Origin of the sequence: Ornithinibacter aureus (assembly GCF_009858245.1) — a bacterium.
In the GTDB taxonomy this organism is placed as follows: Bacteria; Actinomycetota; Actinomycetes; order Actinomycetales; family Dermatophilaceae; genus Fodinibacter; species Fodinibacter aureus.
In genome coordinates this window covers 990502-1010096 of record NZ_VMSB01000001.1, presented here as the reverse complement: position 1 = coordinate 1010096, position 19595 = coordinate 990502, and the positions used below count along the sequence as shown (strand labels likewise).

Below are 19595 nucleotides of genomic sequence, written 5' to 3'. Positions count from 1 at the left end.
CTTGGGTGATCCATCCGCATCAATGATGCATATAATGCAACAGTGACGAACGTTGTTGCGGGACGATTCCCCGGGGTTGCCCCTTCTGTGGATCCCGAGCGCATCGTCTTCGACGCGATGCAGGAAGGGTGGGCCGCTCAACAGAGGTCGCGGCAGTTGAAGGCCTCGACGATCGAGGGCCGGCTGGCTGTCGTGAGGCGCTTCGCGGAGTACACCAACCAGTACCCATGGCAGTGGACAGCAACCGAGTTCGAAGCCTTCGTCACCAGCCTGGTCGGGGCTCGACCGACGACGATCCGCGGCTACCAAGCAGCCTTGCGAATCTTCCTGGAGTACGTCACGAGCGCGGACTACGAGTGGGTAAGCCGATGCAAGGACGAGTTCGGGTCTGCCCCGACCCAGGTCGTCACCGAGTGGAACAGCTACCACCACACCACGCCTTACGAAGGCGACCCCGGACGCCGCCCACTCACCTACGACGAGGTTCAGGCACTATTCGACGCCGCTGACGGTCTCGTGGAGAGCATTCGTTGCCGAGGCCGGAAAGGCGCGATCGCCGCGCAGCGTGACGCCATCGTCCTCAAGGTGGTGTATGCCTTTGGGCTTCGACGCCGCGAGCTCTGGGGCCTTGACCTCGCCGATCTCCACGGCAACCCCAAGGTGCCCGAGTACGGCAAGGCGGGCTGTCTGTTCGTGAGATGGGGCAAGAGTTCGCGTGGCGGTCCTCCGAAGCGTCGATCCGTATTGCTGGTGCCGGAGATGGACTGGGTCGTTGCCTCGGTGCGGCAGTGGATCGATGAACTGAGACCGATGTTCGGGCCGACGGGCCACCCTGCGCTGTTCCTCTCCGAGCGAGCTGGACGTCTCTCTCTGAGGTCGATCAACCGAGCGTTCAACGACGCCCGCGAGGAAGCGGGCCTGCCCGGAGAACTGGACTTGCACTCGCTCCGCCACTCCTACGTGACCCACCTGATCGAGTTCGACTACCCGGAACGCTTCGTTCAGGACCAGGTAGGCCACCAATACGCCTCCACCACAGCGGTCTACGCCGGCGTCTCAGACGATTACCGGCATCGGCTGCTTCAGCGCGTCATCGACCGGGACCGACACCGATGGGAGATCACTCATGATCCGCAAGATGGGCTATGACTGGCACTTGCGCCAGCTCATGGCAACGCATGGCATGTTCCAAACGAGCGACCTGCTTCCACTCCTCGAGGAGCGAGGCATTCATCTATCACGGGAGCAGGTCTACCGGCTGGTGACCCAGCCGCCGCAGCGGCTGTCCATGGACACCCTCGCAGCGCTGTGCGACATCCTCGGGTGTGGGCCGGGAGACCTCATCAGCGTGTCGGTGGTGAATCGGGAGGTTGCCAAGACCGGCACGACGGCAGCTCGTGAGCAACCTCCCGTTCGACGCACGACAATCCGGCGGCCCAAGGGTCTATGACGTGCTCTCCTGGCCGACTGATCCACGGCTGGTCGAGGCGATCTGTCGGTTGCTGGACAACCCCGACGTCCGGGACTCTGTTGCCGAGATTCTCGGTGGGCTCAACCTGTACCCCAAGGTCCAAGCCAAGTTGCTCAGCTACTTGGACAGCCACCCCGATGCTCTGGTGTCAGGACGATCGGACGGCCCTGCAAGTCGCCTGCGCCTTCTCAAGGCCCTTGCCGAGACACACCCAGGGCTCGTCGTCCCAGCCAAGTGCTCGGGTTGCGGGCGTCAAGTGGTTCTCAACCGCTGGGGCGCCAACGGCGACCGAGTCTGCGGCACCTGCTATCTCGCCAATCGGCTTGTCCCCTGCGGGCGTTGCGGCCGCATCAGGCCAGTCGGCGGCCGCCACTCCACGGATGGCCTGGTCTGCACGGCGTGCATCAGGCATGATCCGGCGCGTCGCCAGGAATGCTCCCTCTGCGGCCGGGTCAACCCCGTAGCAGCCCGAACTCCAGGTGGCGAGCCCCTGTGCCAGACCTGCCGACCGCGGGAGAGCTTCGTCTGCCTGAGTTGCGGGCGCACGCACACGGTGAAGAGCCTCAACGTCGCCGGTGGTGCCTTGTGCTGGGCCTGCTACAAGCGTCACCACAAGCAGGCGTGTTCTGACTGCGGTCGAGAGCACGCGCAGGTCCCCCGGCGGGGACCACGGGGGGAGCGACTATGCGACCGATGCTGGGACCCGAGACCGGTCTCTTGCCGGGACTGTGGCAAGGGCACGTCGCCCAAAGTCAGGCGGGTCAATGGCGGGCATCTCTGTTACGCCTGCTACGTCCTCAGTCGCCCGCAACGACCCTGCGGGGCGTGCGGTCGTACCTCGCCCGTGTGGGCCGAGCTTCCCCTCGGACCTGTGTGCAGCGCCTGCTACCAACAGATCCGCACCAAGCCTCACCCTTGCTTTCAGTGCGGCGAGAGTAGACCCCTGGTCGGGATCGCCAGCGGTGATCGCCGGATCTGCGGTGCATGCGCGGGCCAACGACGCCCGTGGACCTGCCACGCCTGCGGTGTCCTCGCTGCTCCCTACTCTCGTGGACGATGTCCGAGGTGCACCGCTCAGGAAGAACTGATGTCTGTGATCTCACGCGACGGTGATGTGGTTGAGAGCCTCAGACCGCTGCTGGACTACTTCGACATCGAGAACCGCCCCATGACCGCGATTGGCTGGACGCGCAGCCGATCCGCGGCCATCCTTCGCGAACTCCTCAACGGCAAAGGTCTGAGCCACGAGGCGCTCGATGCCGAGAACAACACCGCAGCCGCCAACTTCCTTCGAGCACTTCTCATGTTCACCGGAGTCTTGCCAGGTCGTGCATCGGAACTAGACGACACCCTTGAGTGGCTGACCCAGCGACTTGGCGCCGTACAGCCCCAGCACCAGACGATCGTTCGACGGTACGCGATGTGGCACGTACTGCGACGGGCGAAGGGGCGCCCTCACCGCCCGGCAACTCGTCATCACGCACGCGAACGTCTCCTCCTCGCCCTACGCCTTCTGTCGTGGCTGGAAGCCGAAGGGCATGGGCTCCAAGAGTTGTCGCAGTCGGGGTTCGACCGTTGGCTCGCCAATGGACCGCCGGCTCGCGTGGAGATCCGTGACTTCATCAGCTGGGCCCATCGCCAAGGCTTGGTGGACGAGCTGCGGGTACCGCTGCGGCGACATAGCCAGCCATCGGAGTTCCTCCCCACGGATCGGCGCTGGGAGACGCTTCACCGGTGCATCGTCGACTCCTCACTTCCGTTAAACATCCGTGTGGCTGGCGCCCTCCTTCTCCTTTTCGCCCTCGGGCCGACCGCCTTGACCACGATGAGCGTGGAACAGGTCGTCGAACATGAAGGCCGCGTCGAACTCATCGTCGGGCGAACGCCGATCCACCTCCCTGACTCTCTAGCGGATCTCGTGCTGCAGCAGCGGAAAGTGGCCGAAGAGTCGATGAGCGGCTGGCTCTTCCCCCGTCAACACCCCGGCCGACACCTCAACCCCGGCAGTCTGGCAGCACGCACGAAGCAGTGCTTGGGAATCGGAGTCCGTCCTTCCAGGAACGCCGCACTCGCGCATCTCGCTAAGGAGCTGCCCGTCCCCGTACTCGCGGATTACCTCGGCCTGGCACACACCACCGCTTCCCAGTGGGCTGCCCTGGTCGAGCGCCAGTGGACTGAGTACGTCGTCCTGCGCCGAGCTCAGGATCCGGCGTGAGGAACGCTGGTCGGGTTGAACACCGCCAGGCGCTTACCTCAGGATCCACGCGGGCGCCAGGCCTCCCGCCGTCGGTCGTCAACCTCGCCGGCGGCTGCGTTGACCGCGATTGGTGCGTGTCGGTGGCGGAGACGTCCCCGTCGTGCGGAACAGGTCGACCCATGCCATCGTGCTCATCGACTTGGGCACGTCGGATCCCGCGAGTCTGTGCTTGAGCAACCAGGACGTGGCGTCCTTCGGACTTCCGAGGGCGGTATTGCGAGCGAGAATCTGAGCCAATCCGTGTCCCGGACCGGTGTACACCCGATGGACAAGGGCCTGAAAGCGGCGACGATCGCGCATGCGGATGGGCGGGTCTGGGCAGCGCCGGATCGCCATCAGGCCTCCGTCGACTCCCGGAGCCGGGGTGAACGCTCGGGCCGGCACGCGACCGTGAAGGGTGAACTCGAACCATGGTGACCATTGAGCGGTCATCATGCTGGCTCCACCCACGCCGGCCCGTCGTCGGGCAACCTCCCACTGGACGAGTAGCACCGCGTCGGTCCACCCGGGTGCATGCAGGATGTGGCGGAGGATGGCAGTGGTCTGGTGGAAGGGGAGGTTCCCGACGAGCACGTGCGGATAGTCAGGGATCCTGTGCTTGAGGAAGTCGCCCTCGGTGATCGTGGCGAGACCAAGCTCTTGGTTGAGCTTTCGGGCGAGACGGGGGTCGATCTCGACGGCGTGGACGGGTCTACCAAGGCTCAGGAGTGGGCGGGTTAACGCGCCCTCGCCTGGTCCGATCTCCAAGATCGGTCCGCACGTGTCGCGGACCAGGTCGATGATGCGTCGGATCGTCTGGCGGTCGGTGAGGTAGTTCTGGCCGTGCTCGTGACGGCCGTGGCGGTAGGTGGGCACTGCTTCGCTCCGTTGTTCGTGGCGGAGCCGGGCATGGCATAGCGGCCGCCCGGCATGACTCCGGGGGCGGGAGCGTCACGAAGAGAAGTGCTGCTCGCCGCCGTCAGCGGCTGCGCAGGCGCAGCGAGGCAGTGCCCTGAACCAACATGCCCACCACCCTAGAGCACGGACCAGGAAGTTCCCATCGAGTATCTGAAGTACCGCCCGCGCTCACACGATGCCCTCCCTGTGAGCATTCCCCCGGCGGTGCGGACGCCGCGTCGGTCATTCCAGGGTCGAGAACTCGCAGGCTGCGAAAGGAGAACTGTGCTCACCCCGAATAGTGCACCCCTACCAGTATGCAAGTTCTCACCCGAATGTCACCGTAATGAGACGCTGGTGTCACCACCGTCGCACGGTTTTGTCACCAGCGTCGCACCGGATGTCACCACTGTCTGTGCAGGTCACAGGCGTGGGAGGCGTCACGGGAGGCCCGTGAGAACGGGAGTGACAAGAGGATGAGAACAGCACGACCGATTGCCCCGGGCCGTACTCGGTCCGGGGCAATCGCGTCCCCCGAGTCGGGGGTGTCCTGTCTGTCTACGTCGTAGCGGTCGGGTCCTCGTCGAGCATGAGCGAGTAGGTCGCGTCCGCGGACAGGACGGGGCCGTGTCCGGGGGTGAGGGCGCCGCGGTTGGTGAGGGCGGCCATGTCGATCCGGTCCTGCCGGGTAGCACGCTGTTCGCTGAGGGTTCCTGTGTAGGCGCGGTGGAGGACGCTGGCAGCGGAGCGGGTGATGGGCCGGTCGGCGGCGTCGAGGCGGGCGAGCGCGTCTATGGCTTGGGTGGTGTCGGGGTCGGCGCCGCGGGAGAGGGTGACGGCGCTGTTGTTGGGATACCCCAGCGTGAGGCCGAGTGCAGCGAACCGTGGTGCAAGGGTGGCGAGATCGTCTTCGAGTTGGTCGAGGGTGTACCCGAACACGATGCACAGATGCTCGATGAGGGTGCCGTGCCTGGCTGTAGTGAGGATGCGGGCAAGGATCGTCAGGCGGGTTTCGTCGGGCAGGTGCGTGGGAGGCAGGTCGGGTAAGGGCTGGTCGTGGTCGAGGAGTTCGGACCAGGTGATGCCGGCGGTCGTGATGAGCGCGTGGACGTTCCCGATGGGGGTGGAAGGGTGGATGCCGTCGGCGACGATCACCTGGCGGAACGCGGACGTGGACAGGCCCGCGGCGCGGCACGCTTCACGTTCGGACATGCCTGCCGCGCGAACTGCGGTCGCGAGGGTGGCACCGTTCGCGGGGACGTGCTTGGGCATTACCGGCTCCTTCCCACGGGCGTGACCGTGAGGCGCAACGACTTGACCCACTGGTCGGGCTGGTGGGCGCGGGCGTTCCCGGACAGGTTCAGATCCGACCGTGCCCACCGGACGGCGTCGGCGACGTCGCGGCCGGGGCGGGACAGGATCGGGTCGTCGGGACCGGCCCCTTCAAGTAGGCGCAGGTGCCGTTGCGCGCGCAGGAACGGGGCCGCGTCTTCGTGAAACGTCCAAGCGTCCCGACCCTTCCCGGTGAGCGTTCCGTCCGGCGTGACGTTTCGGAGCCTGAGCCTGGACATGTTCATGGCGTACTCCATGCCTGCGTCGTGGAGGAGGACCGCGGTCCCGACCCACGGTTCGGCGTATGCGCGCAGGGACCTGATCTCGTGCCGGTTGAGGCGGCGGTGATCGTTGGTGCGGACGGCCGCGAGGGCCGCGTTCGTGACCAGGCTCAGGAGGAACCCGGACGTGAACATAGCGGACTGGACGGCCCGAACGACGGTCATGCACTCGCCCGGGCCGGTCTTGTCCGCGAGCAGCCCAGCGATGACACGGGTGGCGGTATCGGCATCGCCGGGCGGGTCGGCTGCCACGGACGCGAACACGTCCCGGTACAACCGGTCCACGACCGCGAAGTCCGCGGGTGGGAGTGTGTCGCGGGCGCGGGCTCGCCACACGTAGAACGCGGCCCGCGGCACGTGCACTGGGAACGGGCGGGCCGCACGCTCCTCGGGCGGCTCCTGGTAGGCCGCGCGGACAGTGAGGCGTGACGGGTCCTGGCCCGTCTCGACCGGCATCCCGTTCGCGGCGCACCAGTCCGCGAACTGACCGCCTGCGGAGTCGTCGGACACGAGGACGAGATCCGCGCCCGCAGCCTCCACCGCTTCCGCGATGGGGACGATCCACTTGGGCACGCCGATCATGTCCGCGTGCGCGAGGACGACCGCCTCCACCCGGTAGCCGGTCAGCCACGACTCAATGAGCGCGAGCTCGCGACCTGCCCCGGAGCGGGCGTTAGCGCCCCGCACGTCATGCCGTGCGCCGATCGCTGCGAGCACGTCCCGGTGGAACGTGTACGGGCGGCGGTGCGGGCGGACGACCGACAGGACCACGCCGTCATCCACGGTTCCGGCTTCCCGGATCGCGCGGGAGTGGTCGGCGGGGTCGGCCCACAGGTAGCGGCGGGTCGTCACGCTGACCGCCTTGCCATGAGGACGCTGCGCGCCCACGCGAACCTGTCCCCGGTCACGGGCACGGCGGGGTCGTCGTCGGCGAGGACGCGCGCGGTGTGCGCCCACGTGCGGATCAGGCCCCGGCACACAACCCGGTCGTGGACAAACACGTCGGCAGGGTCGGCCAGCGCGAACCCTGGGTGGAGGCGCACGACGGCGCCGAGCAGGTCGTCCCCGTCCAGGGGCGCGAACGTCGCTGACGTGAGGACGCGTGATTCGAGCTGCGGATACCGGGTGACCGCTTCGAGGACGTTCGATCCGACGGCCGCGAGCGCGAACCCGCCACGGGTCGTCTCGTGCAGCCACACCAGTTCCTTCATCGCGGAAACCTGCGCGTTCTGGAGCTCGTCCACGACGAGGAGTCCGCCCCACTCGGGCAGGGCGTCGCGGAGCAGGTTGCCCAGGTCGTATCGGGTGAGGCGCCCGCACCGTTCCCCGGTGATCGCCTGGTAGGAGTGGCGGAGCACATCCAGCGGGGCGGGTCGGTCGGACATGGTGACGATCACGGCTGGCCGGGCGACCCGGTCGGCGGCGTACACCGCACAGGTCGTCTTGCCCGTGCCGGGCGGCCCGTCGATCGCGACAATCGCGTTCTCGTCCGTCGCGTACCGGATCTTCGCGTACGCATCGCGGAAGTAGGGCGTGATTGCGGGATCGTCGCGCAGGATCGCGGAGAACGGGATCTGGGTCCGGTCGGTGACAGTCACGGGGCTGTTCCTCTCAGTAGGGGTGGGGTCAGTCGGGCAGGTCGTTGCTATACCTGTCGAGCAACTCGGGCGGCAGGACAGGGGACGGGACGGGCTGTTTCGTGTCCTGTGCGGTGCGGCGCTTGCGCCGGTCGAGCTTGACTACGGGCTCGGGCACGACTGGTGTGGTCGCTCCGTCCGGGCCGTCGTCGTCGTGGGTGTCGTCCGCGTGGTGGGCAGCGGCGATCGCGTTGCCGGAGCGCGCGCGCTGCTCGCGCACGATCCGCAGGGACTCGTTGACACGGTTCAACTCCTGCGAGTCGCGGGCACGCTTGGCGAGGATCGCGTCACGTTCCGACTTCGGCAGCACGTCTACGTTCCACGCGCGGGCCACGTGCTCGCCGGACGTGTCGAACACCTCGATGAAGTCGCGGGACCGGGCCATGTGCCGGACGCGGTAGTCGGTGCCGACACGCAAGTCCGCGGACACGTACTGGCCGTTGTCGAAGTGGATGCCGTTCTTCGTGGCCCGGTACGTGTCCTTCGCGGTCGGCATCATCGCGGCGCGGAGCTCGACCGGGGTGATGAACCGTTGTTCGGTCGGGTCGGCCGCGTATGCCTGAAGGCGGGTGAGGCCGCCGAGCTCCTTGACGGGGATGCGGGTGTTGATCTCGTCGACGACCTCGGTGAGGGCCAGGTTGAGTGCGCCCCACGTCCACACGGAGTTCAGGTCGGTGTCCTTCGGGAGGTTCGCGACGACGCGCCGCTTCCCGTCTTGGGTGGTGCCGACGTGCAGTGCGCCGGGTGCACGCCCGGTGAGGCGGGAGTTCACGAGCTGGATTGCGCGTTCGGCCTTCCCGTTCAGCCAGGACGAGTAGGGCGGAATAGGGGAGACGACCCAGCCGAGCATGTCCGCTGAGGTATGCGTGACTGCGGCGTAGTTCTCGGCGCCGTTGTCGAAGACGACCTGTTCGGGGATGCCACCGAGAGTCACACCGTGGTAGTCATGCTCGGTCGCAACCTCCGCGAGGGCGGCAGCGACCAAGTCGGTGTTCACGGGGGTCTTCCACAAGAACGCGTGGACGAGGCTCGTGGCGGCGTCCACGGCCACAGTCAGGTACGGGCGGATCGCGTTACGGGCGCGGTGGTCGGGGAGGACGCGCACGTCCGCGCGGGTGTGGTCGACGTGGAGGGAGTGGTTGCGGTGCGGCGACGTGGTGCGCAGGTACACCCAGTTGCGGGCCATGCCGGGGAACCCTTCGAGGGCGCCGTACCTGCGTGCGGGGTCGACGCGTGCGAGGGCGCGGGCGAACGTCGCGTACGAGCAGTCGACCTGCCCATGTCGGGTGAGCTGGCGGTACGCGTCGCGGGCGGAGCGGCTGTCCGCGTACGCGAGGAGGTGCTCGGACGTGATCTCGAACCTGGCCCGAGTGCCCGGGGCCTTGGGGGCGTCACTTACAGGCGCGGTGGTGCTTTCGATGTCCACGACGGTCTGTTCCGGGGCGTGGTGGGGGTCGGCCGTGAGCCAGCGGCGGATGGTGCGGGGGGTTACTCCGAGCCGTGCCGCGGTGTCGCGGACGTGCTGGTTGGAAACGCGGCCGTCGACTGCGAGGCGGCGCAACCGGGCGACGGACGCGGCGCGGTCGCTGGAGGAGACGGTCACGGCGTGGGCCTTCCTGCGAGGGCGGTCGGGGACAGGTGTGTGTCCCATAGCGGCGTGGCGCGACCGTCTGGTGCCATGAGTAGGGACGCGGCCGTGTTCCCGAGCGTGAGGAGGCGGACCCCCGCGAACGCGAGCCCGTGCCGCGTAGTGCCCGCCGTCACGTACCGGGCGAGCTGGGTCAGGGCAGCGGCGTCGTGGGCGGTGTCGGCGGAGCGGTAGGTCTTCAGCTCGTCGTAGAAGATGCCGGCGTGCGGGTGATCCCACGCGAGGTCAGCGCGTCCGTGGCCGGGGGTGTGAACCTCCGCGCCCGCGAAAGTGGCGGTGCGGGGGAGGAACACGCGGACGTACTGGTGGACGAGGCCGGACACGCGGACGCGTGCGACGGCTCTACGCCCGTTCTCGCGGCCTACGACCTGTTCGGCGACGGCCCGGCGGATGAGGTCGGGCAGGTCATCGTCGGCGGTGCCGGGGACGCGCCCGGCGATTGCGGCGATGGCGGCGTGCGCTTGGGTTCCCTGCCTGCGGGCGGTGGCGATATGCCGGTCGTTCACGGTGGGCGAGGGGTCGGCTGCGGGTGCGAGGGCGATGGGTCCGATGTCGTAGAGGGAGGTCACGAGCGTGCCTCCGTCCACCTGACTGGTGCGGGGACGCCACTGTGTGTGGGGCAAGGAAAACCTTCCATAGTGTCCGAGATATAGGACACCCTCCCGTCCCTACCCCAGTCGACGCAAGTCCTCCACGGCGCGGACGGGACACACAGTCCACCCGCATCCGTAAAGTGAGCCCCGTGACCGACCAGACACCCAGCACCCCAGCACGGGCCAGAAGCCTGCCGCTGCGCGGCACCCCCAACGAGGGAGTGACCGACTGGCCGAACACACCCAGTTCCGACCCCGCCGCCGAGAAGGTCCGCCGCCTCGCGCACCAGCTCGCCGTCGTCATGCAGGAACGAAACCTGTCCGCACGGGCCGTCGCACGAATGGCCGGCATCGGAATCGGGACCGTTCAAGTGATCCAGCACGGCAACCGGTGGCCCGACAGTCGTGCCGTCGCGCGCCTGGAAGTCGCGCTCGACACCGCCCTGTGGCCCAGCCACGAAAGCGGCAACTGACCGGCCAGCAACCGCACAAGCAGGGGCGTAGTTCGTCATGCCCACCACGGTGACCGAGCGTCCGTTTTCGGATGACGTCATCTGCGTCGGCGAGTCGCATTGATCGGCGCACGGGCTCCCAGTACGAAGGAGCATGTCGCGCGAAACAGCCCCCTCCGATTGCGTCACCCCCGGCTGCGCCCGACCGGCCATGCCGGGACGTGACCACTGCCCCGACCATCACACGCGGCGGCAGGAAACGTGGCGGGCTGCACGGCAGGACTACCGCGCCCGGCAGACCCGACGCGTCCAAGAACTCGTCGTTTGGGCGCGACTCACCCACGACGATCTCATCCCCGCCTTGGCTTACGCCTACGACCACAACGACGCCGCGATGAACGCAGCCGAAGCCTTCGACCAGGCGCTCGTCCGAAATGACACGAGCGCCGCCGACGAGCACTGGGCGGCGTTCGCGGACGCCCTGAACCAATGCATGGCAGCGATCGTGGACGCGAACCGGCAGATCCAAATGACGCGAGGGCTCACCGCGCCTCTACCGGACCTCATCGACCCGCCCGACAAACGCCACCAAGCCCGAACCAAACGAACCGGCCAGGAGGGCGACCGGTTGGCGTGATTCGACCGTCCGCGCCTGTCAGTCCCAGCCGATACGTTCCGGTGAAGATAGTGTCGGAAAAGTGAGTGGGAACGGAATGTCGATCACCCTGTCAGAGCTGGAAACCCGCCTGTGGGCAGCAGCGAACGCGTTGCGCGGCCCGGTCGACCCGGCCGACTTCAAGACGTACGTGTTCCCCATGCTGTTCTGGAAGTGGATCAGCGACACGTGGACATGGGAACGCCAGCAAGCGATCGCTGAGTACGGGGCAGGGGTGGACCCGGAAGTCGAAGCTGACTTCCACCGATTCGTCGTACCCGAAGGCACCCACTGGGAGCAGGTAACCAAGTCCACGCACAACCTCGGCACGAAGGTCAACACCGCCCTCGGCAAACTCCAACAAGCCAACCCGGACACCCTCGCAGGCATCTTCGGAGACGCCGCTTGGGGTAACACCCGACTCGTGCCACCGGGGTGTGTCACTGAGCGCGGAGGTCGAGTGCGTCGAGGATCGTTTCTGCCGTTGGGGTGAGCGGGTCGTGGGCGAGGTGTTCGTGGCCGGCGATGCGGACGGTGACGTGTTGCAGCGGTCGCAGGGTGTTGACGATCTTCTTGATGCTCATCCCCGTGGTGTCCTGCAGGTAGCGGGCGACGGCCAGCGCGGCGAACACGATGGTGAGGTGGGCCTCGATCGCGTCGCGGGTGTGGTGGAAGATCGGGCGGGCTCGCAGGTCGCTCTTGCTCATCCGGAACGACGCTTCGACGTGCCACAGCTCGTGGTAGCTGGCGATGACTTCACCGGCGGGCATCACCGTCGCGGGGATGTTGGTGACGTACCCCTTGAGCCCGACCACGCGACGCGCCCGCGCCAGCGAGGTCTCGTCCAGGCTGCGTGAGCCGTTCTTGACGGTCACGAACCGCGGGGTGCGGGCAGCCTTCTCCCTGGCGATCACCGCTTTGGCGCGGTTCTCCTGCAACGTCAGCGTCTTGGCGTCCCTGGCGGCGCGTTTGGCCGAGTACGCCCACACCGCCCGCCACGACCGTTCGTGCACGGCCGGGTCCCACACCGGCTCGGCACGCTTCTTCTCGTCGTTGACACCGCGCGCGGTGGTGGTGGCCACCCGCGGGGTGATGGTGTCGATGACCTGAGCGTCGGTGAACGCGTCCCCGTGCCAGCGAAAGTGCGAGGCCAGGTCAGCCGGGGCCTTGGTGGCCCTGGAGCCGACGATGAACCGCAGCCCCGCCTCGTGCAGGTCCTTGAGGTTGCCCGCGGACAGCATCCCCGCATCAGCGACCACGACCATGGCCTCGATGCTGTGCCGCTCCTGGAACTGGCGGATGATCGGGAGCATCGTGGTCGTCTCAGCCTTGTTGCCCTCCCAGCAGCCGATCTCCAACGGGAACCCGACCCGGTCCACCAGCAGCCCGACAATGATCTGCGGGTCCACGCGGCGTTCCTTGGAGTAGCCGACCTTGCGCAGCTCGTCCTCGTGTTCGGCCTCGAAGTACAACGTGGTCACGTCGTACAGGCACAGCGAGACGTCCCCGCTGGTGGAGGCGTGGGCGAAGCACGCGGACGCGACCGTGTCGCGGTAGCCGCGCTCCTGGGCGCGGGCCAGGGAGCGGAACATCGTGCGCAGCGACCCGTGCACCACCCCGAGCTCGTCGAGCACCCGCAGCGAGTCGGCCTTGCTCGTGGGCTCCACGATACGGGCGAGCACCAGCTGCTTGAACGCCTCGTCGCCCACCACGTCGAACCCCAGCCGCGCGTACACGCTCGACAGGACCTGCCAGAGCACCACGGACCGCTTGCCCGTGATCACTCCGGGCCGCTGCGGCAGGCCTTCCTGCTCCAGGCCCACCCCGTCCAGGTCGAACGCTTCCTGCCCGGGCCGCAGTCGTCGACGGGCCTCAGCCATCAGCACCGCCAACTCGCCCTCGCTGCGGGCCGTGCCCACGTGCTCAAGGACGACATCCCGGCCGGCACGACGCTCCGCGATTTGAACCTTGGTGCTCCCAGTGCGACCCGGGGACTTCCGCACGAACACCACGAGCCCGACACTACCGACCCCGGGGTGTGTCATCCCGACCACGACCGAGGCCCTGACCAGCACCTTTGCCGCTAGCGCCGCGCCCTATCCGTCAAGTGGCACGAGTCGGGTAACAAGGACCGCCTCCCCGAAACGGCACTCGTGAACCTCATCGGAGCGTTCGACGGACTCGTGCTCAACCCCGACGAGGTGTCCCACGACATGCTCGGCCAAGCGTACGAGTACCTGCTCAAGAACTTCGCAGACTCATCAGGCGTCAAGGCGGGAGAGTTCTTCACCCCTCGGCATGTGGTGCGACTCCTGGTTCGTCTCCTGCAACCTCGGCCTGGCGAATCCGTGTACGACCCCGCGTGCGGCACCGGTGGCATGCTGGTGGAAACGATCAACACGGTTCGCGACGACGGTGGGGATACCCGGACGCTCCGCCTGTACGGCCAAGAGGTCAACCTGACCACGTCCGCGATTGCGCGGATGAACCTCTTTCTTCACGACATTGAGGACTTCAAGATCGTCCGCGGGGACACGCTCCGCCAACCGGGGCTCAGGCAAACGAACGGGGGCCTCGGACAGTTTGACGTTGTCATCGCCAACCCGCCGTTCATTCAGAAGGACTGGGGCGATGAGACATGGGCGAATGATCCGAGAGCCTTCTGTGGCGTTCCGCCATCTGGCAACGGGGACTTCGCCTGGATACAGCACATGCTGGCTTCCATGAGGACGGGCGGGCGCGTCGGTGTTGTGATGCCCCACGGGGCCTTGTTTCGTCCCGATGCTGAGCAACGGATCCGTCGCTGCCTGATCGAACAGGACCGTCTGGTTGCAGTAGTAGGGCTGCCCCGCAACATCTTCTACAGCACCAGCATCGTTGCGTGCCTGCTTCTCTTTTCTGACAGCAAGCCTGAGCATGAGCAGGGCACAGTGCTCTTCATTGACGCGTCGTCGCGATTCGTCAAGGGCAAGAACCAGAACGGAAGGTGTCAAGCCGTTTGAGACATCTGCGGTCAGGCGCTTTGTATGAGGGCCTCCTGTGAGGGCTGGTTGATCCACGCGGCGGTGGGCAGTTTCGGTGGTGCCGGCCGGCGGCGGCCGAAGCGGTCGGGGTGGGTCGCGTACGCGGCGTCGAGGGTGGTCTGCCGCTGGGCGCGGACCTGTGTGGCGGTGCCGTAGTGGACCGAGGCGGGGGTGTGCAGCCCGATCCCGGCGTGGCGGTGCTCGTGGTTGTAGTAGCCGAAGAACCTCTCCCCGAACGCTCTCGCGTCGGCCAGGGACCCGAACTCGCCGGGGAAGGCCGGGGCGTACTTCAACGTCTTGAACGCGGCCTCGCTGTAGGGGTTGTCGTTGGACACGTGCGGGCGGGAGTGCGAGCGGGTCACGCTCAGGTCGACGAGCAGCTGCGCGACGGGTTTGGAGGTCATCGAGGTACCCCGGTCCGCGTGGACCACGTCGGGGATCCCGTGCACACCCATCGCCTCCTCGAGCATGGCCTTGGCGATCTCGGCGTCTTCGCGGGCGGCGACGGTCCACGCCACGACGTAGCGGGAGAAGATGTCGATCACGACGTACAGGTCGTAGTACACCCCGCGCTGCGGCCCGCGCAGCTTGGTGATGTCCCAGGACCACACCTGCCCGGGCCGGGTCGCCACCAGCTCCGGTTTGACCCGGGGCGGGTGGGTGGCCTGGGCGCGGCGCTCACCCGCGGCGTCGTTCGCGCGCAGGATCCGGTGCATCGTGGACCGCGAGCACAGGTAGGTGCCTTCGTCGAGCAGCGTCGCCCACGCCTGGGCCACGGACTTGTCGGCGAACCGGTCGCTGGTCAACACCGTCAGCACCTGCGCCCGTTCGGCGTCGGTCAGCGCGTTGGGTGGGGCCGGGCGCGGCGCCGAATCCCTCACCGGGCGAGGAGCTTTGGCCCGGTAGTGGCTACCCCGCGCCCGGCCCAGCAGCGCGCACGCCGTCTTGACGCCGGTGTGCACCGCCAGCACGTCCACGAGCGGGTTGATCACCGCCGCGACCGCTTGGTCGGCTCCGCGCCCTCGGAGAGCGTCTCCAAGAGCGCGTGTGCTTTTCCCACCAGGTCCAGCGCCGCCCTCGTGCGCACCAGCTCGGCCTCGGCCCGCTCGGCCCGGGCCGTGAGCTCCTCAATCTCCCGGTCGCGGCGGTCCCGCGAGACCGGGCCCAAACCAGCCCGGGCACCGGCGTCAGCCGCTCGACGCCACTCCACGATGTGCGAGGAGTACAGCCCTTCCCGGCGCAGGACCGCACCCCGCCCACCGTGCTCGGCCGCGTCGTACTCGGCCAGGATCCGCGCCTTGTACTCCGCCGTGAACACCCGCCGCTTGGGCCGGTCACCTCGAGGTCCCATGACCCCATCATCAACGGCCCCATCGGCCAAAGTCATCGTCATCAGCTACTACTCGCTTCTCACCCCGTGCAAGGGAAGGAACTCAGTCGTCGTGTCTCACCTCAGCCTGACGCACAGGGGAATCACATGTCTGATGAGGACGTGGACGAGATCCACTCGACGTTCACTTCCGGCGATGCCGCTCCCGGCACTCGCCTGACGGTGAGGCGAGTGGATGTGTCCGAGATCGAAGCCAACAACTTCAATCTGAGCATCAACCTCTATCTGGCTTCGGCCTCGGAAGAGGCAGGCACTTTGGACGAGGCGATCGGTGATTACACGGTGGCAAGAGCGGCACGAGTTGAACTGGAGAAGTCCGTGAACGAGTCACTGGACGCGCTTGGGTTGGCAGGGGTTTTCGGTGAGTGAGTGGGAGACGGCGACGCTGGGATCTATTGCGAACCTGACAATCGGACGGACACCACCACGGGGTGAGGCGCAGTGGTGGACAACCGACCTTGAGCGGCCGTTCTGCACGATCGCGGACATGGGGCCCATGAGCGTCCGGCCGACTCGCGAAGGGGTTACCGAACACGCGGAGCAGGCGGGCAAGGCCAAGCGGTTTCCGGCTGGAACACTGATGATGAGCTTCAAACTCAGTATCGGGAAAGTTGGCTTCGCTGCGGTTGATGTTTTCCCAAACGAGGCGATTGTCGGGATCGACGTACACGACCCAAGAGTCGACGTGCGCTACCTTGCTCACTTCCTCGGATCCCAAGACCTCACCAGAGCAGCCGGCGAAGCCGTGAAGGGTAAGACACTCAACGGCACTACCCTTCGGGCGATTGTGGTGTCCATACCGCCGATGGATGTGCAGAGGGCGCTTGTGGCGGCAATCGACCAGATGGATCAACTCCGAGACGCACTCTATGCAGAAGCGGCGTCGTTGACGTGTGTGAAGTCACGGACAATCAGGGATGTTCTCAACCGCACTCTGAACGTGAACGGAGACGCTAGTGGCCGTGTTCTCTGAAGCCAGCACTGTTCAGAAGTGGCTGGTCAAGCGCCTGGTCGAACTCGGTTGGGAGTACGTGCCGGGGGACAAGCTCGCGCGTGAGCGCACGGACGTGCTTGTGGAGGACACGCTCATTGAGGCGCTGGAAGTCCTGAACGACCGTCTGCACGGGTTCCCTGAGCGGGTGGATGAGGTGCTGCCGGAGATTCGCGCTCGCGTGCTTGCGGGGGCGACGGATGGGCTGGTGCCCGCGAATGAGGCGATGACGACGCTGCTTCGCGGCGATCACACGGTCAAGTACGTGGGCACGGACGACTATGTGCCGTTGCGGCTCATCGACTTCGACAACCTGGGCGAGAACGACTTTGTTGTCTCCGATGAGGTGACGTTTGGCCCGCCCGGTAAGGAACGTCGCTATGACGTGGTGTTGTGGGTGAACGGCATTCCGTTGGTCGTGATTGAGACGAAAACGGCGGTGAACTCGTCGGTGTCGTGGTTGAACGGGGCGCGGGACATCGCGAACGTGTACGCGGTGGAAGGGCCGACGTTCTTCACACCGAACGTTCTCGTTGCGGCAACGGACGGTAAGGAGTTCCACTACGGAGCTGCCGGGCAGCCCGGTGAGCATTGGCTCATGTGGGGTTCCACGCAGGACCCGTACTACTTGGACGGGACACCGCGCGTGAAAAGGTCCGTGGAGCTGCTGCTCACCCCAGCGCGGGTGCTGTCGGTTCTGCGGGACTTCACGCTGTTTGAGGCGAACCCTGACGGTGGGAAGCGGAAGCTCATCCCCAGGTACCCGCAAGTGGAGGCCGCGGAAGCGATCCACAAGCGTGTCCTTGACGGGGGCACGAAGGGCCTCATCTGGCACTACCAGGGCACGGGTAAGACGCTCCTGATGGGGTTCGCGGCGTTGATGCTGTTGAACGACGACGCTGTGGGTGGGCCAACGATTCTGGTGGTGTTGGACCGTCTCGATCTGGTGGAACAGGTGGAACGCCAGTTCCGAACCGTGGGCCTGCCCCGGTTGACGGTTGCGGGCACGAAAGCGGAGCTGTCGCAAGCGTTGAAGGACGACAAGCGCGGCATCGTCGTCACCACGATCTTCCGGTTCGAGGACGTAGGGGTCCTCAACGACCGGGACAACATCATCGTGATGGTGGACGAGGCGCACCGCACCCAAGAGGGCCAGCTCGGTGACCTGATGCGGGCCGCGCTCCCGAACGCCCGGTTCTTCGGCCTGACTGGAACCCCGATCTCGGACAAGGACCGCAACACGTTCAAGCTGTTCGGTGACGAGTCCGATCCGGGTTACGTGCTGAACTCGTACAGCATGGAGCGGTCCATCGTGGACGGTGCATCCGTGCCCGTGCATGTGGAAACCCGGCTGGTGAACTGGCATTTGGACAAGGGCGCGTTGGACGAGGCGTTCAACGAGTTCGCTGACGAGGAGAACCTCACCGACGAGGAACGAGACGTGCTCGCGGGGAAGGCCGCGCACGTGAAAACGCTGCTGCTGAACCCTGACCGGGTGACCGCCGTGTGCGAGGACATTCTCGACCACTACACGGCGAAGATCGCCCCGCTCGGCATGAAAGGCCAAGTCGTCGCCTACGACCGTGAACTGGTCGTCGCGTACGAGAAGGAACTGAACCGGCTCATCAGCGAACGCGACCTGTCGTACACGACCGCGGTGGTGATGACCGCAGGCGGGAAGGACGACCCGACCGACTGGGCGAAGTACGAGCTCACCCGCCAACAGGAAGCCGACATCAAGGCCCGGTTCAACAAGCCGGACACGGGACCGACGCTGCTGATCGTGACCGCGAAACTGCTCACCGGGTTCGACGCCCCGATCGAACAGGTCATGTATCTGGACAAGCCGTTGCGTCGTCACACGCTGTTCCAAGCGATCACGCGCACGAACCGCCGCTACACGAACCCGGTCACGGGCCAGGAGAAACGCAACGGCCTGATCGTGGACTACATCGGCGTGGGCAACCAGATCGCGCAGGCGTTGAAGGCCGCTGACCCGGAAGCGGGCGGGAAACGACCCGTGGACGTGGACGCCCTCGCCGCCGAGTTCCAAACGAAACTCGACCAGTGTTTGGCGCGGTTCGACGGGATCGACCGGACCGACCATTCCTACGAAGCCCTGTCCGCCGCACTCGAACGGGTGAAGACCACGGAGGAACGGGACGCGTACGCCCGCGAGTTCACGGCCGTGCAAACCCTCTGGGAGTTCCTGTGGCCCCACGACGACCTGAAACCCGTCGAGGACGACTACAAGTGGCTCGCCCAGGTGTACGAAGCGTCCCGCCCGTCGAAGGTGTCCGACGCGCTCCTGTGGCACCGGTTGGGCGCGAAAACCCTCGCCCTCGTTCACGGGCACATCACCGACGTGGCCGTGACCGGCACCGGCCTCGAAGAGGTCATCGTTGACCCGGACAGCATCGACGCGCTCCGCAAACTCGCGGAGCAAGGCGAACTGGACTTGGACCCGGACCGGGACTACGCGAAAGCACCGATCACGCTGGATGAAGTGCTCGACACGATCGACGCTCGCATCAAGAAACGACTGGACGCGACCGGCGGGCACGCCGTGTACGCCACCCTCGCCGAGCAGATCGAGAAGCTGCGCCAGCAGGCGATCCAGTCCGCAACGGACAGCATCGAGTTCCTGAAGAAGGCCCTCGAAGTTGCCAAGACCGCCGTGAAAGCCGAACGCCTCGAAGACGAAGGCAAGCTCGACCAGGCGGCGCATCTGCTTGACCCGAACATTGGTGCGCTCACCCAGATCGTGAACGAGTACAAGCCCGCAGGCACGCCCGTCGTCGTGGACGACGTGGTGCGGGACATTGACACGATCGTGAAGCAGGTTTCCTACTCCGGTTGGGCGGAGAACCAGTCGGGGGACCGGACCGTCCGAAAGGAACTCCGCTCCGTGCTGTCCAAGTACGGACTCCCACTCACCGGCGACCTGTTCGACCACGCGTACGCGTACGTGAGAGAGAACTACTAAGGC

The 19595-nt window shown here is 66.5% G+C and carries 19 protein-coding genes; 10 read left to right on the top strand and 9 right to left on the bottom strand.

The genetic code is table 11. From position 1 onward, the window contains the following. Positions 1-42 precede the first annotated feature (42 nt). From C8E84_RS04850 to C8E84_RS04840, 3 genes are all read left to right on the top strand, one after another. Positions 43-1149 (top strand): tyrosine-type recombinase/integrase, encoded by a 1107-nt coding sequence (locus C8E84_RS04850; RefSeq protein WP_226963962.1) that lies wholly within the window; start codon positions 43-45, stop codon positions 1147-1149. Beyond that, positions 1127-1450, top strand: coding sequence for a helix-turn-helix domain-containing protein (locus C8E84_RS04845; protein ID WP_048700200.1), 324 nt, complete (start codon positions 1127-1129; stop codon positions 1448-1450). Before C8E84_RS04850 ends, C8E84_RS04845 begins: the two co-directional genes overlap by 23 nt. Before the next feature lie 1108 nt (positions 1451-2558). Beyond that, positions 2559-3686, top strand: a complete 1128-nt coding sequence (locus C8E84_RS04840) for a hypothetical protein (protein ID WP_159899962.1) — start codon at positions 2559-2561, stop codon at positions 3684-3686. A gap of 78 nt (positions 3687-3764) precedes the next feature. On the opposite strand, the gene erm is transcribed toward C8E84_RS04840, so the two are convergent. The 6 genes from erm to C8E84_RS04810 all read right to left on the bottom strand — a co-directional run bounded on the left by erm (position 3765) and on the right by C8E84_RS04810 (position 10071). Beyond that, positions 3765-4583 carry a 23S ribosomal RNA methyltransferase Erm gene (gene erm / locus C8E84_RS04835; RefSeq protein ID WP_048700196.1) on the bottom strand — a complete coding sequence of 273 codons (819 nt, stop codon included), beginning with the start codon at positions 4581-4583 and terminating at the stop codon, positions 3765-3767. Between the two features lie 579 nt (positions 4584-5162). Further along, entirely contained in the window at positions 5163-5876 is a 714-nt protein-coding gene (locus tag C8E84_RS04830; RefSeq protein WP_159899960.1) for a hypothetical protein, read from the bottom strand. Then, a complete protein-coding gene (locus C8E84_RS04825) occupies positions 5876-7069 on the bottom strand; it encodes a hypothetical protein (RefSeq protein WP_159899958.1) in 1194 nt (397 codons plus the stop codon). The genes C8E84_RS04830 and C8E84_RS04825 overlap by 1 nt, the downstream gene beginning before the upstream one ends. Beyond that, the gene (locus C8E84_RS04820; RefSeq protein ID WP_159899956.1) at positions 7066-7815 is read right to left on the bottom strand and encodes an AAA family ATPase; all 750 of its coding nucleotides are present in this window, start codon (positions 7813-7815) and stop codon (positions 7066-7068) included. The genes C8E84_RS04825 and C8E84_RS04820 overlap by 4 nt, the downstream gene beginning before the upstream one ends. Before the next feature lie 28 nt (positions 7816-7843). Next, on the bottom strand, positions 7844-9457 hold the full coding sequence (locus C8E84_RS04815; protein ID WP_159899954.1) for a DDE-type integrase/transposase/recombinase: 1614 nt from the start codon (positions 9455-9457) through the stop codon (positions 7844-7846). Next, entirely contained in the window at positions 9454-10071 is a 618-nt protein-coding gene (locus C8E84_RS04810; protein WP_159899952.1) for a hypothetical protein, read from the bottom strand. Before C8E84_RS04810 ends, C8E84_RS04815 begins: the two co-directional genes overlap by 4 nt. Before the next feature lie 173 nt (positions 10072-10244). Between C8E84_RS04810 and C8E84_RS04805 the strand changes: the two genes are divergently transcribed. From C8E84_RS04805 to C8E84_RS04795, 3 genes are all read left to right on the top strand, one after another. After that, complete coding sequence (locus tag C8E84_RS04805) at positions 10245-10568, top strand: helix-turn-helix domain-containing protein (RefSeq protein WP_159899950.1); 324 nt, start codon at positions 10245-10247, stop codon at positions 10566-10568. 133 nt (positions 10569-10701) lie between these two features. After that, positions 10702-11184, top strand: coding sequence for a hypothetical protein (locus C8E84_RS04800; RefSeq protein WP_159899948.1), 483 nt, complete (start codon positions 10702-10704; stop codon positions 11182-11184). 61 nt (positions 11185-11245) lie between these two features. Then, on the top strand, positions 11246-11695 hold the full coding sequence (locus C8E84_RS04795; protein ID WP_211675403.1) for a type I restriction-modification system subunit M N-terminal domain-containing protein: 450 nt from the start codon (positions 11246-11248) through the stop codon (positions 11693-11695). Here the strand turns inward: C8E84_RS04795 and C8E84_RS04790 are convergent. Then, a complete protein-coding gene (locus C8E84_RS04790; protein WP_159899946.1) occupies positions 11643-13214 on the bottom strand; it encodes an IS1634 family transposase in 1572 nt (523 codons plus the stop codon). The genes C8E84_RS04795 and C8E84_RS04790 overlap by 53 nt on opposite strands. Positions 13215-13355: 141 nt before the next feature. Between C8E84_RS04790 and C8E84_RS04785 the strand changes: the two genes are divergently transcribed. Continuing rightward, positions 13356-14204: an HsdM family class I SAM-dependent methyltransferase gene (locus C8E84_RS04785; RefSeq protein WP_159899944.1), complete on the top strand. Its 849-nt coding sequence runs from the start codon at positions 13356-13358 to the stop codon at positions 14202-14204. Positions 14205-14215: 11 nt separating this feature from the next. Here the strand turns inward: C8E84_RS04785 and C8E84_RS04780 are convergent, their stop codons facing one another. Then, on the bottom strand, positions 14216-15217 hold the full coding sequence (locus tag C8E84_RS04780) for an IS3 family transposase (RefSeq protein WP_159899942.1): 1002 nt from the start codon (positions 15215-15217) through the stop codon (positions 14216-14218). Next, positions 15214-15576, bottom strand: coding sequence for a hypothetical protein (locus tag C8E84_RS18430; RefSeq protein ID WP_211675401.1), 363 nt, complete (start codon positions 15574-15576; stop codon positions 15214-15216). Before C8E84_RS18430 ends, C8E84_RS04780 begins: the two co-directional genes overlap by 4 nt. Before the next feature lie 126 nt (positions 15577-15702). Here C8E84_RS18430 and C8E84_RS04770 point away from each other — a divergent pair, with 126 nt between their 5' ends. From C8E84_RS04770 to C8E84_RS04760, 3 genes are read left to right on the top strand one after another with little or no spacing between them, the layout of a single operon-like run. Beyond that, positions 15703-15984, top strand: coding sequence for a hypothetical protein (locus C8E84_RS04770; RefSeq protein ID WP_159899940.1), 282 nt, complete (start codon positions 15703-15705; stop codon positions 15982-15984). Further along, positions 15977-16588 (top strand): restriction endonuclease subunit S, encoded by a 612-nt coding sequence (locus C8E84_RS04765; protein ID WP_159899939.1) that lies wholly within the window; start codon positions 15977-15979, stop codon positions 16586-16588. Before C8E84_RS04770 ends, C8E84_RS04765 begins: the two co-directional genes overlap by 8 nt. Further along, positions 16578-19592, top strand: coding sequence for a type I restriction endonuclease subunit R (locus C8E84_RS04760; protein WP_159899937.1), 3015 nt, complete (start codon positions 16578-16580; stop codon positions 19590-19592). Before C8E84_RS04765 ends, C8E84_RS04760 begins: the two co-directional genes overlap by 11 nt. The last annotated feature ends 3 nt before the right edge of the window (positions 19593-19595 follow it).

Bases quoted from the DNA above. Each gene is read 5' to 3' on its own strand.
- C8E84_RS04800 (WP_159899948.1), top strand. From the start codon at position 10,702: ATGTCGCGCGAAACAGCCCCCTCCGATTGCGTCACCCCCGGCTGCGCC.
- C8E84_RS18430 (WP_211675401.1), bottom strand. From the start codon at position 15,576: ATGGGACCTCGAGGTGACCGGCCCAAGCGGCGGGTGTTCACGGCGGAG.
- C8E84_RS04840 (WP_159899962.1), top strand. From the start codon at position 2,559: ATGTCTGTGATCTCACGCGACGGTGATGTGGTTGAGAGCCTCAGACCG.
- C8E84_RS04845 (WP_048700200.1), top strand. From the start codon at position 1,127: ATGATCCGCAAGATGGGCTATGACTGGCACTTGCGCCAGCTCATGGCA.
- C8E84_RS04830 (WP_159899960.1), bottom strand. From the start codon at position 5,876: ATGCCCAAGCACGTCCCCGCGAACGGTGCCACCCTCGCGACCGCAGTT.
- C8E84_RS04770 (WP_159899940.1), top strand. From the start codon at position 15,703: ATGTCTGATGAGGACGTGGACGAGATCCACTCGACGTTCACTTCCGGC.